19 protein-coding genes are annotated in these 26,767 nt (G+C 60.9%); 14 read left to right on the forward strand and 5 right to left on the reverse strand.

Translation table 11 applies throughout. The features are described 5' to 3' along the window. Positions 1–118: 118 nt before the first annotated feature. Together cysN and cysD are read right to left on the reverse strand one after the other, a co-directional pair. Positions 119–2,032 carry a sulfate adenylyltransferase subunit CysN gene (gene cysN, locus F7R06_RS25250; RefSeq protein WP_090323681.1) on the reverse strand — a complete coding sequence of 638 codons (1,914 nt, stop codon included), beginning with the start codon at positions 2,030–2,032 and terminating at the stop codon, positions 119–121. Then, entirely contained in the window at positions 2,032–3,636 is a 1,605-nt protein-coding gene (gene cysD, locus F7R06_RS31315) for a sulfate adenylyltransferase subunit CysD (protein WP_343287518.1), read from the reverse strand. The genes cysN and cysD overlap by 1 nt, the downstream gene beginning before the upstream one ends. A 437-nt stretch (positions 3,637–4,073) precedes the next feature. Here cysD and cysQ point away from each other — a divergent pair, with 437 nt between their 5' ends. Beyond that, positions 4,074–4,838: a 3'(2'),5'-bisphosphate nucleotidase CysQ gene (gene cysQ / locus F7R06_RS25260; RefSeq protein WP_090323677.1), complete on the forward strand. Its 765-nt coding sequence runs from the start codon at positions 4,074–4,076 to the stop codon at positions 4,836–4,838. Between the two features lie 100 nt (positions 4,839–4,938). On the opposite strand, the gene F7R06_RS25265 is transcribed toward cysQ, so the two are convergent. Continuing rightward, positions 4,939–6,282: a spinster family MFS transporter gene (locus F7R06_RS25265; protein ID WP_174552482.1), complete on the reverse strand. Its 1,344-nt coding sequence runs from the start codon at positions 6,280–6,282 to the stop codon at positions 4,939–4,941. A 246-nt stretch (positions 6,283–6,528) separates the two neighbouring features. On the opposite strand from F7R06_RS25265, the gene F7R06_RS25270 reads away from it, so the two are divergent. The 3 genes from F7R06_RS25270 (at position 6,529) to F7R06_RS25280 (ending at position 10,438) form a co-directional block, all read left to right on the forward strand. Beyond that, complete coding sequence (locus F7R06_RS25270; RefSeq protein WP_090323673.1) at positions 6,529–8,391, forward strand: long-chain-acyl-CoA synthetase; 1,863 nt, start codon at positions 6,529–6,531, stop codon at positions 8,389–8,391. Between the two features lie 196 nt (positions 8,392–8,587). After that, on the forward strand, positions 8,588–9,424 hold the full coding sequence (locus F7R06_RS25275) for an SDR family NAD(P)-dependent oxidoreductase (protein ID WP_090323672.1): 837 nt from the start codon (positions 8,588–8,590) through the stop codon (positions 9,422–9,424). Positions 9,425–9,532: 108 nt separating this feature from the next. Then, the gene (locus F7R06_RS25280) at positions 9,533–10,438 is read left to right on the forward strand and encodes an NAD-dependent epimerase/dehydratase family protein (RefSeq protein ID WP_090323670.1); all 906 of its coding nucleotides are present in this window, start codon (positions 9,533–9,535) and stop codon (positions 10,436–10,438) included. A gap of 120 nt (positions 10,439–10,558) precedes the next feature. Here F7R06_RS25280 and F7R06_RS25285 read toward each other — a convergent pair whose 3' ends face one another. After that, positions 10,559–11,002: a nuclear transport factor 2 family protein gene (locus F7R06_RS25285; protein WP_090323668.1), complete on the reverse strand. Its 444-nt coding sequence runs from the start codon at positions 11,000–11,002 to the stop codon at positions 10,559–10,561. A gap of 69 nt (positions 11,003–11,071) precedes the next feature. After that, a complete protein-coding gene (locus F7R06_RS25290) occupies positions 11,072–12,397 on the reverse strand; it encodes a spinster family MFS transporter (RefSeq protein ID WP_174552481.1) in 1,326 nt (441 codons plus the stop codon). A 254-nt stretch (positions 12,398–12,651) separates the two neighbouring features. Here F7R06_RS25290 and F7R06_RS25295 point away from each other — a divergent pair, with 254 nt between their 5' ends. The 10 genes from F7R06_RS25295 to F7R06_RS25340 all read left to right on the forward strand — a co-directional run bounded on the left by F7R06_RS25295 (position 12,652) and on the right by F7R06_RS25340 (position 26,766). Next, positions 12,652–13,737 carry an alkene reductase gene (locus F7R06_RS25295; protein WP_090323665.1) on the forward strand — a complete coding sequence of 362 codons (1,086 nt, stop codon included), beginning with the start codon at positions 12,652–12,654 and terminating at the stop codon, positions 13,735–13,737. Then, on the forward strand, positions 13,734–15,587 hold the full coding sequence (locus tag F7R06_RS25300; RefSeq protein WP_174552480.1) for a long-chain-acyl-CoA synthetase: 1,854 nt from the start codon (positions 13,734–13,736) through the stop codon (positions 15,585–15,587). The genes F7R06_RS25295 and F7R06_RS25300 overlap by 4 nt, the downstream gene beginning before the upstream one ends. Further along, positions 15,580–16,671 (forward strand): MBL fold metallo-hydrolase, encoded by a 1,092-nt coding sequence (locus tag F7R06_RS25305; RefSeq protein ID WP_090323664.1) that lies wholly within the window; start codon positions 15,580–15,582, stop codon positions 16,669–16,671. The genes F7R06_RS25300 and F7R06_RS25305 overlap by 8 nt, the downstream gene beginning before the upstream one ends. 67 nt (positions 16,672–16,738) lie before the next feature. Then, the gene (locus F7R06_RS25310; RefSeq protein WP_245706712.1) at positions 16,739–18,406 is read left to right on the forward strand and encodes a DUF1302 domain-containing protein; all 1,668 of its coding nucleotides are present in this window, start codon (positions 16,739–16,741) and stop codon (positions 18,404–18,406) included. 92 nt (positions 18,407–18,498) lie between these two features. Then, positions 18,499–19,710, forward strand: coding sequence for a thiolase family protein (locus tag F7R06_RS25315; RefSeq protein ID WP_090323662.1), 1,212 nt, complete (start codon positions 18,499–18,501; stop codon positions 19,708–19,710). 4 nt (positions 19,711–19,714) lie between these two features. After that, positions 19,715–20,665, forward strand: coding sequence for a bifunctional OB-fold nucleic acid binding domain-containing protein/MaoC family dehydratase (locus F7R06_RS25320; protein ID WP_090323660.1), 951 nt, complete (start codon positions 19,715–19,717; stop codon positions 20,663–20,665). 355 nt (positions 20,666–21,020) lie between these two features. After that, positions 21,021–22,007 (forward strand): WD40/YVTN/BNR-like repeat-containing protein, encoded by a 987-nt coding sequence (locus F7R06_RS25325; RefSeq protein ID WP_090323659.1) that lies wholly within the window; start codon positions 21,021–21,023, stop codon positions 22,005–22,007. A 14-nt stretch (positions 22,008–22,021) separates the two neighbouring features. Continuing rightward, positions 22,022–24,445, forward strand: coding sequence for an efflux RND transporter permease subunit (locus F7R06_RS25330; protein WP_090323657.1), 2,424 nt, complete (start codon positions 22,022–22,024; stop codon positions 24,443–24,445). Between the two features lie 183 nt (positions 24,446–24,628). Then, positions 24,629–25,864 (forward strand): helix-turn-helix transcriptional regulator, encoded by a 1,236-nt coding sequence (locus tag F7R06_RS25335; RefSeq protein ID WP_090323655.1) that lies wholly within the window; start codon positions 24,629–24,631, stop codon positions 25,862–25,864. A gap of 134 nt (positions 25,865–25,998) precedes the next feature. Continuing rightward, the gene (locus F7R06_RS25340; protein ID WP_090323654.1) at positions 25,999–26,766 is read left to right on the forward strand and encodes an SDR family oxidoreductase; all 768 of its coding nucleotides are present in this window, start codon (positions 25,999–26,001) and stop codon (positions 26,764–26,766) included. The last annotated feature ends 1 nt before the right edge of the window (position 26,767 follow it).

Below are 26,767 nucleotides of genomic sequence, written 5' to 3' on the forward strand. Positions count from 1 at the left end.
GTTAGACTCTCTTGATTAGGCGAATCCGGGCTGAAAGCACCCCCGCAGAGGCGCCCGAGCCAGATTCATCGGCCCCTGACAGGGCGCGTTCAAATGCCCGGCGAACCGGGCGCCGGGGTTAGAGTTCCTTACTGATGAAGCCGCGCTCGATCAGCACCGCGATGATCCGATCCACTGCACCCTCCGGCGTCAGCTTGCTGGTCTGGATATGGATATCTGGCTTGCTCGGCACCTCATAAGGCGAGTCAATGCCTGTGAAGTTTTTCAACTCGCCACGGCGGACTTTCTTGTACAGGCCTTTGGGGTCGCGCTCTTCAGCCACGGCCAGCGGCGTGTCGACGAAGATTTCGATGAACTCGCCGTCCTGCAGCAGTCCACGCGCCATCTCGCGCTCGGAGCGGAACGGCGAGATGAAGGCGGTCAACACGATCATCCCGGCATCCACGAACAACTTGGACACCTCGGCCACCCGCCGGATGTTCTCTACCCGGTCGGCATTAGTGAAACCCAGGTCGCGGTTCAAACCGTGACGCACGTTGTCGCCGTCGAGCAAGTAGGTGTGCCGGCCGCGTGCGTACAGGCGGGTTTCCAACAGGTTGGCGATAGCCGATTTGCCAGCGCCCGACAAGCCGGTGAACCACAGCAGTACCGGCTGCTGGCCCATCTGTTCGGCGCGTGCCTTCTTGTTCACATCCACGTGCTGCATATGGATGTTCTGTGAGCGACGCAGGGAGAACTCGATCAGGCCGGCGCCGACGGTGGCGTTGGACAGACGGTCAATAAGGATAAAGCTGCCGGTTTCACGGTTGCTCTTGTAGGGATCGAAAGCGATCGGCTGGCTGGTGAAGAGGTTGCACACGCCGATCTCGTTCAACGCCAGTTCCTTGGCCGCCAAGTGCTCCATGGTGTTGACGTTGACCTTGTACTTGGGCACTGCCAAGGTGACCGACAGCGTCTTGCCGCCGATCTTCATCAGGTAGGGGCGGCCGGCGAGCATAGGCTGTTCGTGCATCCAGATCAGGCTGACCTGGAACTGATCGGCCACACTGGCCGGGTCTTCTGCAGTGGACAGAACATCGCCGCGGCTGCAATCGACTTCGTCGGTCAGGGTCAGGGTGATGGACTGGCCGGCCACGGCTTGCTGCAGATCACCATCGAGGGTCACGATGCGCGAGATTCGACTCTCTTGTCCGGCCGGCAACACCCGTACCCGGTCGCCAGGACGAATCATCCCGCTGGCGATGGTGCCGGTGAAACCACGGAAATCGAGGTTGGGGCGGTTGACCCACTGCACCGGCATGCGAAACGACAGTTTCTGCTGGTGCGCCTCGTCGATCTCGACGGTTTCCAGGTAGCCCATCAGCGTGGTGCCGCGATACCAAGGCATGTGCTCGCTCTGCTCGGTGATGTTCTCACCCCGCAGCGCGGACATCGGGATGGCGGTGACATCCTGAAGATTGATCTGCTTGGCGAAGGCGCGATAGTCATCGACGATGGCGTTGAAGACTTTCTCCGAGTAGTCCATCAAGTCCATCTTGTTGACGGCCAGGACCACCTTGCGAATGCCGATCAGCGAAGCCAGAAAGCTATGGCGCCGGGACTGTGTCAGCACGCCGCGTCGGGCGTCGATCATCACCACGGCCACGTCGGCCGTGGAAGCACCGGTGACCATGTTGCGGGTGTACTGCTCATGGCCAGGTGTATCGGCAACAATAAACTTGCGCCGTTCCGTGGAGAAAAAACGGTAGGCCACGTCGATGGTAATGCCTTGTTCACGCTCGGCGGCCAGGCCGTCCACCAACAGCGCGAAGTCGAGTTCGCCACCCTGGGTGCCGTCTTTTTTCGAGTCGGCTTCCAGCGCTTCCATCTGGTCTTCGAAGAGCATTTTCGAATCGTAGAGCAAGCGTCCGATCAGCGTGCTCTTGCCATCGTCCACGCTGCCACAGGTAATGAAACGCAGCAGGCTCTTGTGCTCGTGGGCCTTGAGGTATTGCCCGATATCCTCGGCAATCAAGTCAGATACGTGTGCCATCAGAAATACCCCTCTTGTTTTTTCTTCTCCATCGATGCAGCCGAGTCGTGGTCGATCATTCGCCCTTGACGCTCGGACGTGCGGGTCAGCAGCATTTCCTGAATGATCTTGGGCAGGGTGTCGGCATTGGACTCGACGGCGCCGGTGAGCGGGTAGCAACCCAGAGTGCGGAAGCGCACATTGCGTATCATCGGTACTTCACCCGGGTTGAGTGGCATACGGGCGTCATCGACCATGATCAGCATCCCGTCACGCTCGACCACCGGGCGCGGCGCGGCGAAATACAGCGGTACGATCGGGATATTTTCCAGATAGATGTATTGCCATATGTCCAACTCGGTCCAGTTGGACAAAGGGAACACGCGGATCGACTCGCCCTTGTGTTTACGCGTGTTGTACAGGTGCCAGAGCTCTGGACGCTGGTTCTTCGGGTCCCAGCGGTGCTGATCGGAGCGGAAGGAGAAAATCCGTTCCTTGGCACGTGATTTTTCTTCGTCGCGGCGTGCGCCGCCGAAGGCCGCGTCAAAACCGTAGTGATCGAGTGCCTGTTTCAGGCCTTCGGTTTTCATGATGTCGGTATGGATCTGCGACCCGTGCTTGAACGGGCTGATGCCCATTTCAATGCCTTCGGGGTTGGTATGGGTCAGCAGGTCGACGTTCAGTTTGGCGACCATCTGATCGCGGAAGCGATACATCTCCTGGAACTTCCAGGTGGTGTCGACATGCAGCAATGGGAAGGGCGGCTTGGCCGGGTAGAAGGCCTTCATGGCAAGGTGCAGCATGACCGCACTGTCCTTGCCGATGGAGTAGAGCATGACCGGGTTGTCGGAATCTGCGACAACCTCGCGCATTGCCTGGATGCTTTCGGCTTCCAGTCGTTGCAGGTGGGTAAGCGTCATAGATTTTCCTCTCGCTTTTTGTTGTTGTCGTTTATCAACGTACAACTGCTGCGATTCGGACTTATGCGCGACTTGATGTTTTAACATCAGGTGCAACATCTGCAGCATGGGATCGCGGTGCAGGGTGTTGGCGACTACGGCAGGCGCGTGTTCGCGCCCATCTTCAGGACAGACGCGCACGGCTTGCTGACTGATGTGGGTTGCCAGTTCGCGGGCACCGTCGAGCATTGCGCTGGCTTCGGGAAGATGGAACAGATGCAGGCGTTCGGCGCGTTCGCCGGCCCAGGTGATGAAGGTCGCGGCGCGTTGCCAGTGCATGCCCGAGAGCAGGGCAAAGACTTTGCGGTCGACCGAGCGATACAAACGGTCGAAGAACGCTTCCAGGTGCGGGGCGCGCAAGCTGTCTTCGTATGGCAGCCAGAGCACCTTGCCGCGATTGCTGACCGCGCGCAGCACCCCGTAACTGAGTTTGCCCTGATCGTTACGGGCACCGTAGTCATCGATCCAGTGGATCTCGCCGTTCTGCGTACGAGCCTGTTCGAGGATGTCCAGGTAGGTGCTGCGATACCAACGCTGCACCGCCAGCGAAGCATTCGCGACACGCTTGGCCGGGCGCTCGGCATTGAGCTGCCAGCGTTGCAAATAGTGGGCGGCGGTGCGTTCTGGCAAGTCGATATCGTGCAGACGCTTGACCAGTGCCTGCATCGCTTCCAGTTGCCATAGCCGGAACGGCAACTGATGCCGTTCCGGCGGCGTGCTGACCAACAAGTGGTAGATGTTCTGTTCCTGCTCGGCAGACAGACTGCGGCCTTCACCTTGCTTACGCCCGCGCTCCCTTACGGGCACGGCATTCCAGCCACCGGCCTGCCACGCCTTGTAGGCAGAGATGATCGTCGGCGATGAGAGCCCGGTATCCTGACTGATGGCTTTGAGCGTGCTGCCAGCGATGCGCAACTGCACGGCGCGCAGACGGAGCTTATTGATCTGTGCAACGGATAACTGGTTGCCGTGGGACACAGGAACTCCTGTTAAACATCCATTTGCTGAGTGGCGCGGGTGTGGATGTCTGTACTGTTCCCGGATCCGGAAAACGGCGCATAGGCCGAATGGACCATACGAAGAACAAAAACAGGAGAATTCCCATGAACGAGTCAGTGACTGTCCTGCTTGAAGACGTCATCGATATTGCCCGCGCAGCAGGCGAACTGGTGTTGGAGGTGTACCGCTCGGATTTCGAGGTGCGGGGGAAAGTCGATGCCTCCCCGGTGACCGAAGCTGACGAGCGTGCCGAGGCTTTGATTCTGCAGGCCTTGGCGGCGCGTACGCCGCAGATTCCGGTGATTTCGGAAGAGGCCGCTGCCGCCGGCCAGGTGCCCGAGGTGGGCCAGTGTTTCTGGCTGGTTGACCCCCTGGACGGCACCAAGGAGTTCATCAATCGCAATGGCGAGTTCACCGTCAATATCGCCCTGATCGATAACGGTGAACCGGTGCTTGGGGTGGTTCTCGCGCCCGCGCTGGAGCGTCTGTTCGCCGGTGCCCGTGGTTGTGGAGCCTTTATCGAACAGGCGAGGCAGCGTCGGCCCATCCGCTGCCGTGCGGTGACGCAAGAGGGCCTGGACGTGGTCGCCAGCCGTTCCCATGGCGATGCCACGGCACTGGATAAATTCCTCGACGGGCGCCAGGTGCGATCACTGAAAAGCGCCGGCTCATCGCTAAAGATTTGTCTGGTGGCTGCCGGTGAGGCAGACCTTTATCCGCGCTTGGGGCGCACCATGGAGTGGGATATCGCCGCAGGCCATGCGGTGCTTGTCGCTGCCGGTGGACAGATTCGCACCCTTGCCGGCGATGCGTTGCGTTATGGCAAGCCCGGCCTGGACAACCCGCATTTCTATGCTCACGGCCTGTAGACCCCACACGCGTGTGCGCGGGCCTGCTTCCGGGAATGGAGGCAGGCTTTTTTTTGGGTTTAAAGAGCTGGCGATTTTACAAAAACGAAGGCCAGGCAAATCAGACAGTGGCGGCAGCGCTCGCCGGCTCGGCGATGAGCTCGCCTGGTCGGATCAGTTGTGCGCGATAGCGGGGCAGGGCCATGGCCAGGAACAGCGCGGCAAGCAACACCAGGGAGACCGACGCCGCCAGTGCATAACGCAGTGCTTCGCCACCCAGGCTTGGTGCGAAGTAGTCACTGAGCATGCCGATGACCAGCGGACCGAAACCGACGCCAAGCATGGTCATTGCCATGACAAAGATGGAGGAGGCCTGGCCCAGGTATTTCGGTGCAAACAAATGGCTGATCGCCCCCAGGCATGGTGTCGCCCACCAGGTGCCAAAGAAGCTGAACACGCTGTAGAAAAGGAAAGCTGTGGGTACTTGCATGCCGCCAATATGGAAGGCAATGCCGGGTGGCCAGAGAAAGAACGCCAGGCTCGAGGGAATGCAGATCAGGGTGGCCAGCAGCGGCACGCCGATCTGCCAGGCCGGATCACGCCGGGCCATGCGGTCGGTCAGCATGCCGCAGGTCAAAGTGCCGACAGTGGCCCCGATGCCACCGGCTACGCCGACCAGAACTCCTGCTTCCTGCAGGTTCAAACCGTGGGAGCGGATGAGAAAACTCGGGCTCCAGGTGCCGATGGCATAACCGGCAATCGCCCAGGCGCCTCCGGTAAGCACCAGCCAGACGAAGGACGGGGTCTGGAATAATCGCGCCAGCGTCTTGGCCCAGCCATCCTGGGTGCCCATGTCCTGTGCGAGATGTGCTGGCGCTGCAGCGGCGGATTTTGGCGTCCTTACCGTCAGCCAGAGCAGTAGACCGAGAAAGATGCCCGGTGCACCGAACACTAGAAAGGCGAAGCGCCAGCCGTGATGCTGGGCGATCCAGCCACCCAGGCCAAGACCGAAAATCGTACCTAGGGCGGAACCGACCATCAGTATCGACAGGGCCGTTGAGCGGCGCTCAGGCGGATACAGTTCGCAAACCATGGCCACCGAAGGCGCAGTGCCGCCTGCCTCACCGACGGCCACGCCCATCCGCGCCAGGACCAGTGTCAGGAAGCTGCCGACCATCCCACAGGCCATGGTCATCACACTCCAGGCGATGCAACAGGCGGCGATCACCGGCTTACGGCCGATACGGTCGGACAGACGTCCCAGAGGGAAACCGAAAAGGCCGTAGAAAACCGCGAAGGTCACGCCGGAAAGCAAGCCGATTTCTGTATCGGATATGCCGAACTCAGCCTTTACCGGCTCGATCAGGATCGCCATCAACTGCCGGTCGATGTGGTTGAAGACATAAATACAGGCCAGCACGAACAATGCGTAGTGCGTGCGCCAGGTGGTGCGGATGGGTGACATCACAACGGGTACTCCGGTTCTTGTTTTAGTACGCGTGATCGTCCGCCTGGCCGGGGGGGGCAGCGACGTCCGTTCAGACTACTGCCTTGCAGCACCCGCCCGGCGCAACAAGTCACCGGTGGCGGGCGGGGGCGTTTCCACGTGGTCCTGTGCCGAACCTTTTTAGTCTTATCGGACGATGTCGTTGTGGCGAGCAGCGTTAAGTATCTGCCGCTACTTATTGGCAGGTTTTCTACGGAGTCAGGAATGAACGGTTTCAATACACCGCATCAACCGACGATGCTCGACAACGGCCCTGTGTCCCGCGAACAGACTCAGCGTCTTCTTGATCGGCGGGCAGTGGCCGCGGGGCAGATCAAACCGGCGGACCGCTACACCATCGCCGACCGGCTGGAAGAGCAAGCCTCGCGTTTCGCCCAGCGCCCATTCCTCATTTATGCCGAACAGCGGTTGAGCTACGCCGAGGTGGATGCACGCGCCAACCAGATGGCGCACGTTTTCCACGCCCGCGGTTTGCGCCCGGGCGATGTCTGCGCCATCGCCCTGGAGAATCGTCCGGAGTTTTTTTTCAGTTGGTTTGGCCTGGCCAAGCTGGGTGTGGTAGCGGCCTTTATCAATACTCAGGTGAGCGGCCGGGCATTGGCGCATGCCGTGGTGTCCACGGCAGCCAAGGCCATGGTGGTGGGCGAGGAGTGCCTGAACAATCTGCTGTCTACCGAAGGCTTGCCGGACGTGCCCTGGTTGCTTATGCCGGACGCCGAAAACCCCGCCAGTGAAGCATTGCGAGCCAGGGCTGATACAGGATTCGCCGCACAGGTAGCGGCTGCACCACGCACAGCGTTTGCGCGGGACCTGCGGGCCGAGGTGCCGGCCGAGTCGCCGGCGATGCTGATTTTCACCTCTGGCACTACCGGTTTGCCCAAGGCTGCGATCTATAGCCATATGCGTTGGTTGTCGATCGGCGACGTGATGGAAGTGACCCTCGAGGGTGGGACCGAGGATGTGTTCTATTGTTGCCTGCCGCTCTATCACGGTGCCGCAGCGACATCCGTGACGGCCACCGCCCTGCGTGTCGGCGCGAGCATCGTGGTCCGCCGCAAGTTCAGCGTCCGCGAGTTCTGGAAGGACATACGTGACCACCGCATCAGCATTTTTCAGTACATCGGAGAAATCTGCCGCTACCTGCTCAATCAGCCCGTGGTCGATGGCGAACGTGAACACAGCTTGCGCTGCCTGCTGGGCGCGGGCCTGACTCCGGAGACCTGGCAGCGCTGGGTGGAGCGTTTCGGTCCGGTGCGGATTCTCGAAGGTTGGGGCGCCACCGAGGCCAACACCAGCCTGATCAATCTGGACAACCAGCCAGGCTCCTGCGGTCGTGTACCGTTCTGGAACAAAACCAATATGCGCCTGGTTCGTTATGACGTTGAAAGCGACAGCCATCCACGGGACGAGCATGGCTTCTATCGACTCTGCGAGGTCGGCGAGGTCGGTGAGGGCATGGCCCTCATCGTCGATCATCCGCAAATCGGTGGCGGTCGCTTCGAGGGTTACACCTCGGCGCAGGCCACCGAAAGCAAGATTCGGCGCAATGTCTTCAGCCAGGGCGATGCGTATTGGAGCTCGGGTGACCTGCTGCGCTACGACGAGAACGGTTACTTTTATTTTGTCGATCGCATCGGTGATACCTACCGCTGGAAGAGCGAGAACGTTTCAACTCAGGAGGTCGCCGATGCATTGGGCGATTTTCCGGGGCTGGAACTGATCAATATCTACGGCGTGCAGGTTCCCGGGCATGAGGGACGTGCCGGGATGGCAGCGGTGCTGATGCAAGAGGGCCGGCACTTCGACCCCGAAGCGTTCTACGCACTGACTGAAGCGCGCCTGCCACGCTATGCCGCGCCGGTGTTCGTGCGGGTGTCCGCCGCGGCCGATTTGACCAGTACTTTCAAGTTGCGCAAGGTTGATCTGCAACGCCAGGGGTATGCGCCGACCGCCTTCAACGATCCGTTGTACATCCGCGATGAAAGCAGCCGCAGCTATCAACCGTACTCCGAGGAATTGCTGGACAGAATCGGTTTGCAGCCATTCGCGCTTACCCCTCAAGCCTGATGAGCTGGCGGCCTGCGGTCGCCAGCGAACCTTCTCCAAAGCCTCATTCCCCTTCTGGGGTAGTCCTGTCGGACGATGCCGGGCTGGCGGGTGGCTGCAAGTATTTCCATGCCAACTGTGCACCAAATCTTTATCTGAGTGAGTTGCGAATCAACCGCGGGCCTATCAATCACACAATAAAAAGAAGGATGGCAGCATGATCGATTTCACAGGCAAGACAGTTCTGGTCACCGGTGGTGGCGTGGGTATAGGGCGGGCAATCGTTGAAGCGTTTGGCCGCGCGGGTGCACGCCTGGTGGTAGCTGAAGTGGATGCCGAACGGGCCGCGCAGGTGCGCGACTGGTTGGCGACTGCCGGTGTCGAGTCCTTGGTTGTCGGGGGCGACGTCACCTGCAAGGAACAGGTGGCTGCCTTGGCCGAACAGGTCCAGTCGCGGTTCGGCGGACTCGATGTCCTGGTCAATAACGTTGGCGATTCACTGATGATCGCCAAGCCATTCGACAGCTACAGCGACGACGATATCGATCGTCTGTACGCCGTCAACTTGCAGCATATTTTCCGGGTGACCCGCGCGATGCTGCCGCTGATGCGCCGTCAGGGTGCCGGTGGCAGCATCATCAGCGTTTCGTCGATCGAAGGCTTCCGGGGCATTCCCAACTTGAGTATCTACGCCGCCTTCAAGTCGGCCATCGGCGGCTTTACCAAGAGCCTGGCATTGGAGCTGGGCCCCGTGGGTATCCGTGTCAACCAGATTGCCCCCGAGACCACCGAAACACCACAACTGCCGGTGTCGGTGATGATTGGTGCAGAGCACCGGGAGCAAATCCCCCACTGGATTCCCCTGGGTCGCTTCGGCAAGGCCGAGGACATGGCCGGCGCCGCGCTATTCCTTGCCAGTCCGTTGGCGGCCTGGGTGACCGGTACCACTTTGCACGTGGACGGCGGAGCGCTGGCCGCTGCGGGCTGGTACCGCGACCCCCAAGGCACCTGGACCAATGTGCCGGTGATGAGCGGCAACGGTTTCAACTTCTGAAAAACCACCGCGAAGTGCTGCACTGATTATTTTTTTTCGCGCCCGGCATCGCCCGGGTACTCCTATCGAATTGGCCCGGGCTCGGGTTCAAACAAGGGTAAACACTCAATGAATATTCTGGTGATTGGGGGGACTGGCCTGATCGGCGGTCACGCCGCTCTCTATCTCAAGGACAATGGCCACGAGGTGACCATTGCTGGACGCAAGCCGGCTGCCGCTGGTAGCGCGTTGGCCGAATTGAAGCAACTGCAGGGCGATTACGTCGCCGGTACTTTCACTCTGGATGACCTGGCCGGCTTCGATGCCCTTGTGTTCGCTGCGGGCAACGATGTCCGTCACATTCCACAGGATGGCAATGTCGACGCCCACTGGCAGCGGAACAACGTCGAGGCCATTCCACGGTTCTTCCAGCTGGCACGCGATGCGGGCATCAAGCGGGCAGTGCTGGTGGGCAGCTTCTACCCGCAAGTGGCACCGCAATTGATTGAAACCGAACCTTATGTGCGCTCGCGGCACCTGGCGGACAAGGGCGTGCGCGCCCTGGTTACTGCCGATTTCAAGGTGTGCAGCATCAACGCACCCTTTGTGGTTGGCGCGGTGCCGGGGCTGAAAGTGGAGATGTTCGAAGCCTATACCCGTTATGCCGAAGGTCAGTTCGCGCCTTTGCCGTATTACGGTCCGGCCGGTGGCAGTAACTTCATATCCACCCGCTCATTGTCCCAGGCGATCCTCGGTGCGCTGCTGCGTGGCGATTCGGGCAAGGCTTACCTGGTGGGGGACGAAAACCTCAGCTACGCCCAATACTTCCAGAGCTTCCTGCGTGCCGTTGGCAACGAGGCGCCAGTGCCGGCCTTGGACCAGGAGCATCCGATGTTGCCGGACTCCGCGATTTACACGGGGCGCGGCAGCACTGTGAGCTACGAGCCAGACATCTCGGAGACAGCGTTGCTGGGTTATGTTCGCGGTGACATCCAGCGGGCGATCAATGAGGTGGTTCGCCAGTACCGCGCGTGAGTGAAACGTGGGGTGATTTTCCCCGGTTTTCGTCAGGGGAGCGTCCCGTGGTTTGAGGTGAAGCAGCGCGAAGCCCAACACCTGATACCTCGATGTCGGGATTGTTGGGCTTCCTTGCATTCAGTGAACCTGCATCAGCAAATGCTCACTCAAGTCCCCGATCATTTCCAGGTGCGAGTAGTCACGAAAGCTGAATCGCCAAACCCCATCGACACGCTCGAACTCGTCGATATAACGCCCGGTGGCGATGGATTGCAGGGGGAGGGTAGCGGTGGCCTGCAGCACCGTGTAACAGGAGCGAATCGTTGCGGTTCCAGCGTCTTCGTCGATGTCAATGATGGGGTTGCTGATGATGTGCCTGGTCCGGGGTGTGCCGCAGGGGTAAATCCTGATTCGTTGCTGCCAGATACCCAGCAGGGCTGTGTGATCCAGATAGTCGCTCTGGCCTTGTACCTTGATTCGGGCATGACAAAACAGCTCGGCGGCCTCGATCAGTTGGCCTGCGTCCAGGCATTCGGCATAACGGTAGAGCAAGTTGCTGATGTGTATGGCGCTGGTGCTCATGGTGGTCCTCATAAAAAAAAGCCGCTGGAACCGGACAGGGTTGCAGCTGCGAGAGGTGGGGAAAGGAGATCAGGCTGTCGCGGCCTGGACCGGTGTGACAAGCGGGGCGGGGTTCTTGATCTGTTGCCGGTAACGTGGCAATGCCAGGGTCAGGAACACGCTGGCCAGCACCAGCATCGACACCGATGAGGCGAGCGCATAACGCAGCGATTCGGTGCCCAGGGTCGACCTGAAGAAATCACTGAGCATGCCCACCAGCAGCGGTCCGACACCGACACCCAGCAGGGTCATGGACATCACAAAAATGGCCGTGGCCTGAGCCAGCCGCTTAGCCGGGAACAGGTGGGTAATGGCGCTCAGGCACGGTGTTGCCCACCACACACCAAAGAACGCAAACACGCTGTAGAACAGGAATGCTTGCGGCACGGCGATGCTGCCGATATGGAACGCCGTGCCTTGAGGCCAGAGGAAATACGCCAGGGCGAATGGAATGCTGATCAGTGTGCCCAACAGCGGCACACCGATTTGCCAGCCAACATTGCGTCTCGCCATGCGGTCGGTGAGCATGCCGCAGATCAGCGTGCCAATGGCCGCTCCACCGCCGCCTACCACGCCTACCAGGAATCCGGCCTGTTGCATGTTGAGGCCGTGGGAGCGGATCAGGAAACTCGGGCTCCAGGTGCCAATGGCGTAGCCGGCAATGGCCGCCGCGCCGCCGGTGAGCACCAGCCACAGAAACGACGGCATGCGAAACAGCTCGACGAGGGTCTTGAGCCAACCGTCATGCTGCAGTGCGGCACTGCCCGGTGGTACGACCCGCTTGGGCGCACGCACAGTCAGCAGCAGTAGCAGGCCGAGGACAATGCCGGGAGCACCGATCAACAAGAAGGCGTAGCGCCAGCCGTGGTGTTGGGCGATCCAGCCGCCCAGACCCAGGCCGACAACCGCTCCCAGGCTGGAGCCGAGCATCAGGAATGCCAGGGCCGTGGAGCGGCGATTGGCCGGGTACAAATCCGAGACCATGGCCACCGACGGCGCCGTGCCGCCGGCCTCTCCGACAGCGACGCCAACGCGTGCGAGGACCAGGGTCAGAAAGTTGCCGGCCACGCCGCAGAGCATGGTCATCACGCTCCAGGCGATGCAGCTGAAGGCGATCACTGGTTTGCGCCCGATGCGGTCTGACAGGCGTCCCAACGGGAAGCCGAACACCGTATAGAACACCGCGAAGGTCACCCCCGAAAGCAGGCCGATGTCGGTATCGGAAATGCCGAACTCGAGCTTCACCGGCTCAATCAGAATCGCCATCAACTGACGGTCGATGTAGTTGAAGACATAAATCATGGCAAGCACGAATAGCGCGTAGTGCGTTCGCCATGTCACAGGGGATTGGTTCACTGCGGGTGCTCCCGGTTTTGTTCTGGTTGGCGTGATGCTCGTCTCGCTACGGGTTTTTCTCATCGTCCGTTCAGACCATTTTCGGTGCGTAAGCCGGTCTGCCATGCCCGATAGCGAAACTAGTCTTGTCGGACGATGTTTCGCTCGTGATCAAAGTCAATCATTCAGCCCATATTCGCTGGCATGTCAGCGCTTGCACAAGCTGTGGCAAGCCCTCCGACGGCCAGAAAACAATAAGAAGCTGAGGAATTGCAATGAGCGTCTTGTTCGAGCCGGTCACCCTGGGCGAGCTGCAACTGGCCAACCGCATTGTCATGGCGCCCATGACCCGCAGTCGTGCCCTTGCCGATGCGGTACCCGGCAGCGATATGGTCGAGTATTACCGTCAGCGTGCGGGTGCCGGGCTGATCGTGGCCGAAGGTACTGCGCCGTCTGCCAGTGGCCTGGGCTATTGCCGTACCCCGGCGATCTATAGCGTCGAACAGATGGCGGGCTGGCGGCGGGTCACCGAGGCGGTGCATGCCGAGGGTGGGCGTATCGTCCTGCAGTTGATGCATGTCGGCCGCGCAGCCAGTCAACACAACAAACCGGCCGGGGCGATCACTGTGGCGCCATCTGCGTTCCGAGCGCGCACCCAGGTGTTCAGTGACGCTGCGGGCCTGGTGGACACTGACGAGCCGCAGGCGCTGACCTTGCAAGGTATTCAGGACGTCATCGAAGACTATCGCCAGGCCGCAATGAATGCGCGCCAGGCCGGCTTTGACGGTGTCGAGTTGCACTGCACCAGTGGTTATCTGCCGATGCAGTTCATGGCCTCGGGCAGCAATCAGCGCAACGACGCCTACGGCGGCGATGTGACCGGGCGTGTACGTTTTGCCAAGGAAGTGATCGAAGCCATGGCCAGCGCGATCGGTGCTGGACGCGTCGGCTTCCGCCTGTGCCCCGCTAACCCCTACAACGATATCGACGACCACGACCCGGCTGCCACGGCGGCTGCCTTGTGTGAAGCCGTTGCTCCATTGTCCCTGGCCTATCTGCACATCATGCGTTCGCCACTGGCCAACCTCGATGCCTTTGCGCTGGCGCGTCGGCACAGCCCTCATGCCTTGATTCTCAATGATGGTTTTGATGGCCCTTCGGCCAGCGCCGCTCTAGCGTCGGGCGAGGGTGCCGCCGTTTCGTTTGGCCGTCACTTTATTGCCAACCCCGATCTGGTGGAGCGCTTGAAGCGTGGCCTGCCGCTGAGTCGCTTTGACCGCAAGACTCTCTACACGCCGGGCTCGGCCGGCTACTCGGATTACCTCACCTGGCAGGCCGGTGCCCGGGAGGTGGCGCAATGAATCTGAATGACTTGACCCGCGTCTTGCCGACCCGCCCGGTGCCACGGGAGCAGACCCAGGCGTTGCTCGACCAACGCTCGGCCGCCGCCGGGCTGATCAAGCCCGGCGACCACTACACCTTGGCCGATCGCCTGGAACAACAGGCGCGTGATCACGGTGAGCGCGCGTTCCTGATCTACGGCGAGCAGACCTTGAGCTACTCCGAGGTCGAGGCGCGAGCCAATCAAATGGCCCACACCTTTTATGCCAATGGCCTGCGTGCCGGTGATGTCTGCGCCCTGGCCATGGAAAACCGCCCGGCGTTCTTCTGCACCTGGTTCGGCATGGTCAAGCTCGGGGTGGTAGTGGCCTTTATCAACACCCAGGTCAGTGGCCGGCCACTGCTGCACGCATTGCAAACCACCGAAGCCAAAGCGTTGGTGGTCGGCGAAGAATGCCTGGCCAATGTGCAGGTCACCGAAGGTTTTCCGGATCTGCCGTGCTGGCTGATTCACGACCCGGAAAACCCGTGGACAGAGCCGCTGCCCAAAGCCGTCGACGGGCATTTCGATGCACGCCTGGAGAAAGCCCCGCGCACGCCGTTCCCGCGAGATATCCGTGCGCACATCGAGGCGCAGACGCCAACTCTGCTGATCTTTACCTCGGGCACCACCGGCTTGCCCAAAGCGGCGCGCTACAGCCACATGCGCTGGATGTCCTCGGGCGATGTGATGGAAGCCACCCTGCAAGTCACTTGCGAGGATGTGTTCTATTGCTGCCTGCCGCTATACCACGGCGCAGCTGCTACTTCGGTGACTTCTACTGCGCTGCGCGCCGGAGCGGCCATCGTGGTGCGTCGCAAGTTCAGCGTGCGTGAGTTCTGGAAAGACGTGGCGCGTCATCAGATCAGCATCTTCCAGTACATCGGCGAGATCTGCCGCTACCTGCTCAACCAGCCAGTGCAAACGGGCGAGCGCGAGCACAGTCTGCGTTGCATGCTCGGTGCCGGATTGTCGCCCGACTCCTGGCAGCGCTGGCTGGAGCGCTTCGGCCCGATCCAGGTGTTCGAAGGCTGGGGCGCCACCGAGGCCAATGCCGCGGTGATCAACGTCGACAACTATTTCGGTTCCTGCGGACGCGTGCCTGACTGGAATAAAACCAACCTGCGGCTGGTGCGTTACGACATCGAGAACGACTGCCATCCACGGGATGAAAACGGCTTCTATCAAGTCTGCAAAGTGGGAGAAACAGGCGAGGCCATGGGCTTTATCGTCGATCACCCGGACATCGGCGGCGGCCGTTTCGAGGGGTACACCTGCGCCGTGGCCACCGAGAGCAAGATCCGCCGTAATGTGTTTCGCGATGGCGACGCCTATTGGAGTTCCGGCGACTTGCTGCGCGAAGACGCCGACGGTTACTGCTATTTCGTCGACCGCATTGGCGATACCTATCGCTGGAAGAGCGAGAACGTTTCGACCCTGGAGGTGGCCGACGCCTTGGGCGATCTGCCGGGTCTGGAACTGATCAACGTCTATGGCGTCCTGGTGCCGGGTCACGAAGGACGCGCCGGCATGGCCGCCGTGTTGATGCAGGTCGGTCGCGAGTTCGATCCAGGGGCCCTGTATGCCCTGACCGAGGCCCGTCTTCCCCGCTATGCGGCTCCGGTGTTCGTGCGCGTCACTCAGTCGGCAGACCTGACCGCCAGCTACAAGCTGCGCAAGGTCGATCTGCAGCGACAGGGCTACTGCCCGACGCGTTGTAGCGATCCGTTGTTCATCCGCGATGAACAAGCCCGCACCTATGTGCCCTATTCGGTAGAGGCCCTGACTCGGGTTGGCCTCACGCCCTTCGCGGTGACTCTCAATGACTGATCTTGACGCCAACGGTCACGAACTGCGCAGCGGTCTGCGTTATCCCTGGCCACAACCGCCTGACTCCGGGCAGGTGCGCGAAGTGGCGGCGGGCGTGTGGTGGCTGCGCATGCCGCTGCCGTTTCGCCTCGACCACATCAACCTCTATCTGCTGCGCCATACCGATGGCTGGGTGGTGGTGGACACCGGCATGAACACCGAACAGACCCGCGAAGTCTGGGAGCGGGTGCTAAGCGAAGTGTGTGCTGGCCTGCCACTGCTGGCAGTGGTCTGCACTCACTTTCATTCCGATCACGCCGGGGTGGCCGCATGGCTTTCGGAGCGTTTTCATTGCCCGGTGTACATGACCTCCAGCGAGTTTCAGTCACTGCATGTCAGGTTTCCCGCCGATCAGGCGCCGGGCTGGGATTTCCTCGATTTCTACCGCAAGGCTGGCGTGACTGACGAGCAAAGCACCGAGATGTTTGCGGTGATGAGCAACGCTCATTTTCTGCCTGCGCCACTGAACCATTACCGCCGTTTACGCGAGGGCAGCGTCCTGGATATCGGTGGCCGCACCTGGCAGGTCGTCATCGGTCGCGGCCACTCGCCGGAGCATGCCTGTCTGTATGCCGCCGATGACGGCTTGCTGATTTCCGGCGATCAGGTGCTGCCGCGCATCACGTCTACGGTCGGTGTGCATGCCACCGAGCCGATGGCCAATCCACTGCGTGACTGGCTCGATTCCATCGAGCATTTGCGCAGCCTGCCCGACAGCGTGCTGGTGCTGCCGGCGCACGAACGGCCGTTTTTCAATTTGCATGAGCGCCTGGATCAACTGGAGGCCCATCACAACGGGCACCTGGCGCTGATGCTGGCCAACTGTGACGAGCCGCGCACCGTGCTCGAACTGATGGCCGAGTTGTTTCCCAGGTTGTCGGGTCGTTTCGACGAACTGATGGCACTTGGCGAAACGTTGGCCCATGCCAACTACCTGGTGGCCCAAGGGGCGCTGGAGCGGGAAGAGGAGTGGGGGCGATATCGCTACCGGTGTGCTGTAGCTGTAAGGGGAGCGTGCGCGGCGCCTTCGCTCAAGGTGTTTTGAGCGGGCGGCATGGCAGCAATGTTGAACATTCCAGGCAGCCAATCGGTTGCCTTTCAGGAGAGTCAGTGTGATCAAGAAAAACAAAAATAACTCTACGGTCATGGCTTCGAGCGTGTTTCAAGTCACCAGCCTGGCGACTGCCATTGCGCTGGTGTCCACGCCGGTATGGGCCGGTGACACGGTCGAGTTCGACAATGGGGCAACCATGGACTGGTCGGTGACCACCAGCTACGGCATCGGTGTACGCACTGGCAGCCAAAGCGATCGCCTGATGACGATCAACGCCGACGATGCCAACCGCAACTTCGATCGTGGCAGCCTGACCACCGACCGCGTGGGCGCGCTGGGCGAAATGATCCTGCGCAAGGACAACTACGGCGCCGTGGTGCGAGCCAGTACCTTCTACGATGACGTCTATCACAAGGAAAACGACAACGATTCGCCCGCCACGGTGAACAAAAACGGCAGCAACGACGAGTTCACCAGCGATACCCGCTACTACAGCGGTGGTCGTTCCAGACTGCTGGATGCCTATGTGTTCAGCGGCTGGCGCTTTGACAACGACACCCTGCTCGACGTCAAGGCCGGGCGACACATCGAGTCTTGGGGCGAGAGTTTGTATTACCCGGGCGTGAGTGGCGTGCAGAACCCCTCCGATGCGGTAAAGGCGTCCCAGCCGGGTGTTGAGGTCAAGGAAATATTGTTGCCGGTGGGCCAGTTTTCCGGCTCGTTCCGCCTCAACCCCAGTGTGACCTTTGGTGCGTATGTGCAGTACGAATGGAAGGGCACCGAGTTGCCACCAGTGGGCAGCTACCTGTCGAGCAGCGACGTGGTGGGACCGGGGCGCGAATTCATCTACGCCAACGGCCGCAAGATCAACTACCTTGGCACTGACGATCCGCGCGATGGCGGCCAGTGGGGCGTGCAGGTGCGCTATCGCCCGGTACCGGCTGTCGAGCTGTCACTGTTCCATGTCAACTACCACGACAAGAACCCGGCCACCGCGCTGGTCGGTTATGACCCGTTGCCGGTCGGCGGGGGCAGGTACGCCCTGGCCACCAATGGTTATCGGATCAAGTACTTCGAAGACATCAAGCTGACCGGCATCAGCGCATCGACCAAGATCGGCGACACTCAGTTCGGTGCCGAGTGGTCGTACCGCGACGGTGCGCCGGTGATGGTCAATACCGGCCTGGGTGCGGTGCCGGCCAAGGGCAAGGGCCAGCAAATGCAGTTGTCGGCGATCCGTATCCTGGGCGACCGTCCCTGGGCAAGCCAGACCAGCCTGACTGCCGAAATCATCCGCGTGCAGGTCGACAGCGTCGAATCCACTTCGGCGGCACCCAACCTGCAAGGCCTGAACCTGCTGCCCTCCGTGGCCGCACTAGTGGCGCCTTCCAATGACTACACCTACAGCACCGAAGCAGGATTTCGCACAAAGTCTTCCAGCGCCTACACCTTGGGGGCATCGTTCAGTTATCCGGGAGTTTTCCAAGGCTGGGATCTGGAAGTGCCGGTGCGATTCTCCAACGTGTTCAGCGGATCGACGCCCATGGCCGGGAGCATCTCAGGGGTGCAGGGCGACCGACGCGTGAGCGTGGGCACCACCTTCAAGTACCTGGGCAACCTGGAAATGGGCCTGACCTATATCGGCTACCTGGGTGAACCGGACCCGATTCATCGTCCATTCGCTGACCGCGACTACGCCACGTTCTCGATGAAATACACCTTCTGATCGACCACTCAAGGACCGGGGCGCTTTGCCGCGCCCGGCCCGTCAAACTATTTGAAAATGACCGCAGCGTAACGCTGCGGCATGGAGGCACTATGGGGCTCAAAGGGCACGCGGCGATTGTCGGTACCGCACAATACAAACCGGAAAAATACGCGACTGCGCCGAGGATGTTTCACCTTGAGCAGGTCGCCGACCTGGCGGCCCAGGCGCTGCGTGATGCCGGGCTCAAGGCCTCGGACCTTGACGGGTTAGTGATCAACGGTCCGCATTTTCATGAAGCTTCGGTGTTCGTACCGGCGATGGCCGCCGAGTACCTGGGCCTTCGCCTGAACTTCGCCGAAGTGGTGGACCTGGGCGGCTGCACCTCGGTGGGCATGGTCTGGCGCGCCGCCGCCGCGATCGAACTGGGGCTATGTCAGGCAGTGCTGTGCGTCATTCCCGCACGCATGGCGCCTTTGGGGCCGGACGAGGATCCAGGCTGGATGGCCCGGTCCATGCGTTTTGGCGGACATAGCACGGCATTCGGCGCGCCCGAAGCCGAGTTCGACCTGCCGTACGGGCACATGGGCCAGAACACCGGCTACGCGATGATCGCCCAGCGTTATGCCGCACAGTACGATTATGACCAGCGAGCAATGGCCAAGATCGCCGTCGACCAGCGCACCAACGCCCTGGCCAACCCACAAGCGATGTTCTACGGCCAGCCATTGACCATCGAACAGGTGCTGGCCAGCAAAATGGTTGCCGACCCGCTGCACGTCCTGGAAATCGTCATGCCGGTGGCCGGTGGCGCCGCGATGATCATCACCAACAAGGAAGTGGCGGCGCGGGCGCGTAAACGTCCGGCATTTATTACCGGGTTTGGCGAGCACTTGGCATTCAAGTCGCCGTCCTATTCCGAGGACATGCTGCGTACGCCAATTGGTCCGGCCTCTGAGCGGGCCTTTGCGATGGCGGGCCTCAAGCCTAAAGACGTCGACGCCGCGCAGATCTACGACTGCTACACCATCACCACCTTGCTGACACTGGAAGATGCCGGCTTCTGCGCCAAGGGCGAGGGCATGGCGTTCGTCCGTGAACATGACCTGACCTGGCGTGGAGACTTCCCGATGAACACACATGGCGGTCAACTCAGTTTCGGCCAATCGGCCTCGGCCGGAGGCATGAGCCAGGTGATCGAGGCGGTGACGCAGATCGCCGGTACTGCCGGTGAGCGTCAACTGGGGCGCTGCGACAGCGTCTACGTCTCCGGCACCGGTGGCGTGATGAGCGAGCAGGGCGCATTGATACTTCAGGGAGCATAAGCACATGTCCAACAACAAACCGATGCCGGTCGCGACGCAGATCTCCGCACCGTTCTGGGAGGGCCTGAAGGCTCGCCGCCTGTTGATCCAGCAATGCAACGCCTGTGCAAACTGGAACTTCTACCCGCGCCGGCATTGCCCGGTATGCCTGGAACATGATCTGTCCTGGCGCGAAGTCGACGGCGCCGCGACGCTGTACAGCTACACCGTGACACGTATTGCCACCTTGCCCGACTTCATTGATGAAATGCCGCAGAAGCTGGCGGTGGTCGAGTTGGCCGAAGGGGTGCGCATCAACACCAATCTGGTCGGCCTGGACGAGGGCGAAATCGAGATCGGCATGCCGTTGCAGCCGGTGTTTGCCGAAGTCGATGCCAAGGGCAATCGTTTGCTGCGCTTCACCGGGGTCGACAAGGATGCGCCGAGCCTTGAGTCGTTGCCTGCTCAGGACTGTGAACCGGCGCCTGCGGCAGCGGATCAAGCACCCGCACGGCAGATTGATTTCAACGATGGGCCGGCATTGCAGGCACTGGTCAGCGAACAGTACAGCGACTGGAGCAACGTGGTACTGGTCGACCAGGCACTGATCGACGCCTTTGCCCGGTTGTCGGGCGACGATTACTGGATCCATACCGATCCGGAGCGGGCACGCCTGCAAAGTCCGTTCGGCGGCACCATCGCCCACGGCGCACTGGTACAGGTGCTGCAATCACGGATGAAGCTGGCGCTGGGCTTTGAAATCAGCGGTTTCACCACCCAGATCAACTATGGCTCCGATCGCCTGCGCTTCCCGGCGCCGGTGCCGGCCGGCTCACGCATTCATTCTCGGGCCCGGGTGAAAAAAGTCGAGATCCTGCCCCGTGGCACCCAGATGACCCTGGAGCTCAACATTCATGTGGTGGGCCAGGACCGGCCCTCGGTGATCAATGATCTGGTGATCCTCTACATCGCCTGATGGCGGGGCATCCTGCTTCTGCCGCAGATCTCTTGCAGGAGCCGGCTTGCCGGCGATGGCGTTCATTCAGGCGACGAATCTATCGGCTGACTCACCGCTTTCGCTGGCAAGCCAGTTCCAGGGCTCCACGGCAATCAGATCGGTTTGCGCATAAATATCCCCCATCTCCAACCCCACGCCATTTGTGCCATTGCATAAGCCATTTGGACGATGTGTCACCCCGGCCTTGCGCCGAGTATTTCCCCAGAGGCAACGCCCATCTCGATTGCCTCGCATGCCCTGGTGCGTGACAAAACAAGAGGATTGGCCCTATGACTTGCCCGATGCATATGTGCCTTGATCAGGAGTGTTCCTTATGCGCTCTATGATCGGTTATGCAGTCTGCCTGATGGTCGCCTTGACCATTGGCTACACGTTTTCCCCCAAAAAACCACCGCAAGAGGAACTGTTGGCCACGCGCCCCGACCGGGTGCAGATCAACGGCCTGCTCAATCTTGGCTCGCGTGTGGTCGCCGTGGGCGAGCGTGGCAGCATCCTGCTCAGTGATGATCAGGGCGTTAGCTGGCAGCCTGCCCGCATCGAAATGCAACGCAATGCCACCCTGACTGCCGTGGTGGCACTGGATGACAAACGCCTTTTGGCCGTCGGGCATGACGGCTGGATCCTGCGGTCCCTGGACGCCGGGAGCAGTTGGCAGGAAATGCGCCACGACAGCGATCTGGGCGAACCGCTGCTGGGCATCTGGACTGGCGGTGGCGACACCGTCATGGCGTTCGGCAGCTTCGGCAAGTTCTATCAATCCCTCGATGCCGGGCAGACCTGGACTGCGCAGCCCCTGGACATCGATAACGCGCACCTGAACAGCATGGCCGGTGGCAATGATGGCCGGCGCATGTTGGTGGGCGAGCAGGGCCTGGTACTGCGCACGGTTGACGCCGGCCAGCACTGGCAGACCTTGCCGGCCTTCTATAGCGGCTCGCTGTTCGGCATCGTGCGTCTGAGTGCGGATAACTGGGTGACCTACGGCATGCGCGGGCATGTATTCGTCAGCCACGATTTCGGCGACAGCTGGACCCAGATCAATGTGGGCAATCAATTGCCGCTGTACGGCCATGTGTTGTTGCCCGATCACTCGGGGCTGGTGATCGTCGGTGCCGGCAGTTCAGTGGTACGTCTGGATGCGCAGGGTGCACTGGTCGGTACCGGGCGCCTGGCCGGACTCGGTACGTTGACCTCGGCGACGATGGTTGGCTCGCGTCTGCTGGTGGGTGGCGAGCGTGGGGTATTGCAGGGTTCAGGTGGCAGCGTCGCTGCCGTATTGACCACACAGGTCACCCAGTAAAAGAGAGGCAGGCAATGAATCAAGGAAAACACTGGGTGACGCGCTGCGTCGAAACGTGTGCGGATCACCTGATGGCCTGGCGCAAAGGACTGCTGCTGCTGTTTGTTCTGGTGACACTGGGCCTGGGTTACAGCGCCACCCATACGCAACTGGATCCGGGATTCAACAAGCAGATCCCGGTGCGTCATGAATACATGATCAATTTTCTCAAGTTCAGCCGTTACTTCACCGGCGCCAACCGTTTCCTGGTCAGCGTGCGCTGGAAAGGCGAGGGTGACATTTATAACGCCGAGTACCTTGATACCCTGCGTAAAGTCACCGACGACGTGTTTTTCATCTCCGGGGTCAGTCGCCCCAGCGTGACGTCGCTGTTTACCGCCAACGTGCGCTACATCGAAATCACCGAGGAAGGATTCTTTGGCGACGTGGTGGTGCCACCGCGTTTCAGCGGCACCCCTGAGGATCTGGCGCAGGTGCGCAGTAACACGGCGGCCTCCGGGCAGGTCGGCCGCCTGGTGGCCAACGACCTGAAGTCCGCCATGGTCCGCGCCGACCTGCAGGACACCGACCCCAAGACCGGTCAGCCGGTCTCCTATGTCGACATCGCCAAGCGCCTGGAAGAAATCCGCGCCAAGTACGACAGTCCTGATATCGAGATCAACATCGTCGGTTTTGCCAAGCTGGTGGGCGATGTGGTCGAAGGGCTGAACACGGTGATCGGCTTTTTTGTCGTGGCGTTCGTGATCACTGGATTGCTGTTGTGGTTGTATTCGCGTTCCCTGCGCCTGACCGTGGTGGCACTGCTGGTCGCGTTGTTGCCGGTGGTCTGGTTGCTGGGTCTGTTGCCAATGCTGGGATTAGGCATTGATCCGATGTCGATCCTGGTGCCGTTCCTGATCTTCTCCATCGGTGTATCCCATGCGGTACAGATGACCAACGCCTGGAAGCAGGACGTGTTGGCTGGCAGTGCGTCCAGGGAAGCGGCGCGCTCGGCATTTTGCAAGATTTTCATCCCCGGTTCCCTGGCGTTGCTGATGAACGCACTGGGGTTCGCGGTGATCATGCTGATCGACATTCCGATCGTTCACGAACTGGGAGTGACTGCCTGCATCGGCGTGATGTTGATGATCATCACCAACAAACTGATGTTGCCGATCATCATTTCCTACCTCAGCCTGGAACCCGCGCTGTTGCGCCGGGCACAAACCCGGCCGGCGGGCAAGCATCGCCTGTGGTGGCGCCTGTCGGCGCTGGCTGAACCGGGGCCGGCACTCGGGGTATTTGCCGTCAGTCTGCTGTTGCTGTTGGCCGGGGCCTACAAGGCTCGTGACCTGGCCGTGGGTGATATCGGCGCGGGCGCGCCGGAGCTGCGGGCCGATTCGCGCTACAACACGGACAACGGCAAGATCATCAGCAGCTACTCCATCGGGCTCGATGTGATGTCGGTGTTCGTCCAGGTCAAGGGGGTCGACGAAGGTTGCCTGTCGCCAACGGTGATGCGTGCGGTGGAAGCCTTCGATTTCCGTATGCGCACGGTCTCGGGCGTGCAGTCGATCCAGAGCGTGGCGGACATGGGCAAGCGGGTGATTGCCGGCAACAACGAAGGCAATCCTCGCTGGGCGGCGATTCCAGGGTCGCCCCGTGGCCTGAGTCAGGGTGCGCGAGCCTATATGCCGGATGACGGAATGGTCACCGACGGCTGCCAGCAGATGCAGATCCTGGTGTTCCTTGCCGACCACGAAGGCTCCACCGTCAGTCATGCGATTGCCGAAGCCAAGCGGATTATTACCCAGGTCAGCTCGCCGCAAGTCGAGTTCCTCCTGGCCGGTGGCAACGTTGGGGTAATGGCGGCCTCCAACGAGGCGGTCAAGCGCGCTGAAGTCATCATGCTGGGGGCGCTGTTCGGTTCGGTGGCGCTGTTTTGCTGGCTGACCTTCCTGTCGATCCGTGCGGTGCTGTGCATTCTCGTGCCGCTGGCTATTGTCGCGATCCTGTGTAATGCACTGATGACCATGCTCGGGATCGGCCTGAAAGTCGCCACCTTGCCGGTGATGGCGCTGGGCGTAGGTGTGGGCGTCGACTACGGCATTTACCTGTACGAACGCATCCAGCACGAAATGCTGCGCGGTTCCAACCTGCGTGAAGCGTTCTATGAGGCCATGTGCCAACGCGGCACGGCCGCGGTATTCACCGCCGTGACCATGTCCATTGGCGTCTGTACCTGGGCGTTCGCACCGTTGAAGTTCCAGGCTGACATGGGCGTGTTGCTGTCGTTCATGTTCCTGGTCAACGTGTTGGGGGCGATTTTCCTCCTGCCGGCGTTGGCGGCCTGGTTCAATCGCGGACGACCGCTGGTCACCGAACGGGTACGTCAGCCTGCGGCGCCGCAAGGTCAGTTCCGGCTGAAAAACAGCCCGGCTGCGCGGGACTCCCGATAACCAAAAATAAACCTGAGGGGTCTATTGTGGAGTTCGCAAGCGATAGGGAAACTGATGCGCAGGCCCCTGTGAATGTTTCGCAGGCAAGCAGTAGTCAAGAGGGGGAGCCCTGAGCTCCCTCCAGCCGAAATTATAAAAATAACAAGGGAAGGGATTTGTCCTTACCCGAGCGAGGATAGGACTATGCAAGATGGTGTCTTGACCCATGAAGCCCTGGCCAGCCTTGGCCTCGACCTTACGCGCTACAACCAGTTGGTGGGCGAAATCTACGAAGGCGCCCTCGATCCGAAACTGATGGCCCACGCACTCAAAAGCTTTCTCAAGCTCTATGATGCCAACTTTGTCACCCTGATCCTGCGGGTGCCGGATCAGCCCGATACCGGTGTGATGATTATCGCCGGTGACATCGAGGGGGCCGGTGATGTCTGCTACATGACTTACCCGCAAACCAATTCGCCGTTCTCCAACCAGCCGCTGGACTGTGTATTCACGGTCGATGACATCATGAGCTCCGCGGAATGGGAACACAGTGCCTACTTCAAGGCGTTCTGCGGCCCCAATGATGTGTACCACGTGATGTGCGCAGACATTTCCACCCCGGACGGCGGCAAACTGCGTTTTCGCGTCACCCGCCCCGAAACTGCCCCCAACTTCTCTGCCAGCGAGCGGTCGCTTTGCGCCAGTTTCCTGCCACATCTGCGTCGTGCCTCACAGTTGCACAACCTTTTGGACCGCAGTGAATCGCTGAGTGAGTTGTACTCCCAGGCCATTAGCCGTTTATCGGTGGCGACCCTGGTGCTCGACGAGAGTGGCAGTGTGTTGCAAATCAACCCGGTGGCCCAGGAAATCCTGGCCCGTTCCGATGGCCTGAAACTGGTGGGCGGGCGCCTGGAGGCGACTTACCCCAGCGATAACCGTGAACTGCAACGCTTGATTCGCGGCGCATTCTGCCCGGATGCCCCGAAAAGCGCCGAGGCCATGTCGGTGACGCGGCCTTCGGGGCTGGTCAATCTCGGCGTGGTGGTCGAATCGATTCCGTCCCTGGACTGGGCCGAGGAGAAGGGGCAGCCAGCGGCGCTGGTGTACATTCGTGATGCGTCGAGCAGATCCTTGGCCAGCGAGGTGGTGACCAAACAGCTGTTCAACCTGACCAAGGCCGAAACCGCCCTGGCGATGGAACTCGCCAATGGCTTGTCCCTGGAGGAAGCGGCCGAGGTCCTGAATATCCGGCGTAATACTGCGCGGGCGCACTTGCGCTCGATTTTCTCCAAGACCGGTGTGCGGCGCCAGACCGAACTGGTGCGCATCATGCTCAACAGTGTGGTGGCGTTGGGCAAGCCGCAACTGGCGTTGAAAGTGACCGAGAAAATCAAGGTGCCGACACTGCAACTGGCGGTGCCTATCTATCGCCACGCCTGATTCTGCAGATCAACCACCGGGCATCGGTTGCCCGGCGTGACGGTAACTGAGGCAGCCCGTTTGTAGTCCGCACAGACGATGCCGTCGCGTGATCGCCCTGTCGATACTGGGTGGACCAATCACGGAGTATCACAATGCCTATTACAGCCATCACCGGCAGTGCCTCGGGAATCGGCGCCGCCGTATCCGCCACCCTGCGCGCCGCTGGTCACCAGGTCATCGGTATCGATCGCAGCAACGCCGAAGTGATCGCCGACCTGTCCACTCCAGAGGGGCGTGACGCGGCCATCGCACAAGTACTTCAACTCAGTGGCGGGGTCCTCGATGGGCTGATCTGCTGCGCCGGTGTTGGTGTCACGGCACCTTCCTGCGGTCTGATCCTGGCGGTCAATCACTTTGGCGTGAGCCAGTTGCTCGACGGTCTGCAAGGTGCGTTGGCCAAGGGCCAACAACCGGCGGCACTGGTGATCGGCTCGGTGGCATCGACTCATTCGGGCCCCGACGGCCAGCCGTTGGTTGAGGCTATGCTCGCAGGCGATGAGGAGCAGGCGGTGCTGTTGGCCAACAACCTCGGCCATCCCCACGTCGCCTATGCCGCCTCCAAAAACGCCATCAGCCGGCATGCCCGCAACCTGGCGGTGAGCTGGGGCAAGCAGGGCATACGCTTGAACGTGGTGGCACCGGGCGCAGTAGAAACCCCGTTGCACAAGGCTTCGCTGGACGATGCACGGTTTGGTCAGGCGACCCGTGATTTCGTCGCACCCATGGGCCGCTCCGCACACCCAGACGAGATCGCTGCAATGGTGGCTTTCCTGCAATCGCCGCAAGCGTCGTTTGTCCATGGCAGCGTGGTATTCGTCGATGGCGGTATGGACGCCATGGTCCGCGCCTCGCGCTTCTAAA

The sequence above is a fragment of the Pseudomonas moorei genome (assembly GCF_008801475.1).
In the GTDB taxonomy this organism is placed as follows: Bacteria; Pseudomonadota; Gammaproteobacteria; order Pseudomonadales; family Pseudomonadaceae; genus Aquipseudomonas; species Aquipseudomonas moorei.

Excerpts from the sequence above, each read along its gene's own strand:
- cysN (WP_090323681.1), bottom strand. The coding sequence starts at position 2,032 with ATGGCACACGTATCTGACTTGATTGCCGAGGATATCGGGCAATACCTC.
- cysD (WP_343287518.1), bottom strand. The coding sequence starts at position 3,636 with ATGCAGGCACTGGTCAAGCGTCTGCACGATATCGACTTGCCAGAACGC.
- cysQ (WP_090323677.1), top strand. The coding sequence starts at position 4,074 with ATGAACGAGTCAGTGACTGTCCTGCTTGAAGACGTCATCGATATTGCC.
- F7R06_RS25265 (WP_174552482.1), bottom strand. The coding sequence starts at position 6,282 with ATGTCACCCATCCGCACCACCTGGCGCACGCACTACGCATTGTTCGTG.
- F7R06_RS25270 (WP_090323673.1), top strand. The coding sequence starts at position 6,529 with ATGAACGGTTTCAATACACCGCATCAACCGACGATGCTCGACAACGGC.
- F7R06_RS25275 (WP_090323672.1), top strand. The coding sequence starts at position 8,588 with ATGATCGATTTCACAGGCAAGACAGTTCTGGTCACCGGTGGTGGCGTG.
- F7R06_RS25280 (WP_090323670.1), top strand. The coding sequence starts at position 9,533 with ATGAATATTCTGGTGATTGGGGGGACTGGCCTGATCGGCGGTCACGCC.
- F7R06_RS25285 (WP_090323668.1), bottom strand. The coding sequence starts at position 11,002 with ATGAGCACCAGCGCCATACACATCAGCAACTTGCTCTACCGTTATGCC.
- F7R06_RS25295 (WP_090323665.1), top strand. The coding sequence starts at position 12,652 with ATGAGCGTCTTGTTCGAGCCGGTCACCCTGGGCGAGCTGCAACTGGCC.
- F7R06_RS25300 (WP_174552480.1), top strand. The coding sequence starts at position 13,734 with ATGAATCTGAATGACTTGACCCGCGTCTTGCCGACCCGCCCGGTGCCA.
- F7R06_RS25305 (WP_090323664.1), top strand. The coding sequence starts at position 15,580 with ATGACTGATCTTGACGCCAACGGTCACGAACTGCGCAGCGGTCTGCGT.
- F7R06_RS25315 (WP_090323662.1), top strand. The coding sequence starts at position 18,499 with ATGGGGCTCAAAGGGCACGCGGCGATTGTCGGTACCGCACAATACAAA.
- F7R06_RS25320 (WP_090323660.1), top strand. The coding sequence starts at position 19,715 with ATGTCCAACAACAAACCGATGCCGGTCGCGACGCAGATCTCCGCACCG.
- F7R06_RS25325 (WP_090323659.1), top strand. The coding sequence starts at position 21,021 with ATGCGCTCTATGATCGGTTATGCAGTCTGCCTGATGGTCGCCTTGACC.
- F7R06_RS25330 (WP_090323657.1), top strand. The coding sequence starts at position 22,022 with ATGAATCAAGGAAAACACTGGGTGACGCGCTGCGTCGAAACGTGTGCG.
- F7R06_RS25335 (WP_090323655.1), top strand. The coding sequence starts at position 24,629 with ATGCAAGATGGTGTCTTGACCCATGAAGCCCTGGCCAGCCTTGGCCTC.
- F7R06_RS25340 (WP_090323654.1), top strand. The coding sequence starts at position 25,999 with ATGCCTATTACAGCCATCACCGGCAGTGCCTCGGGAATCGGCGCCGCC.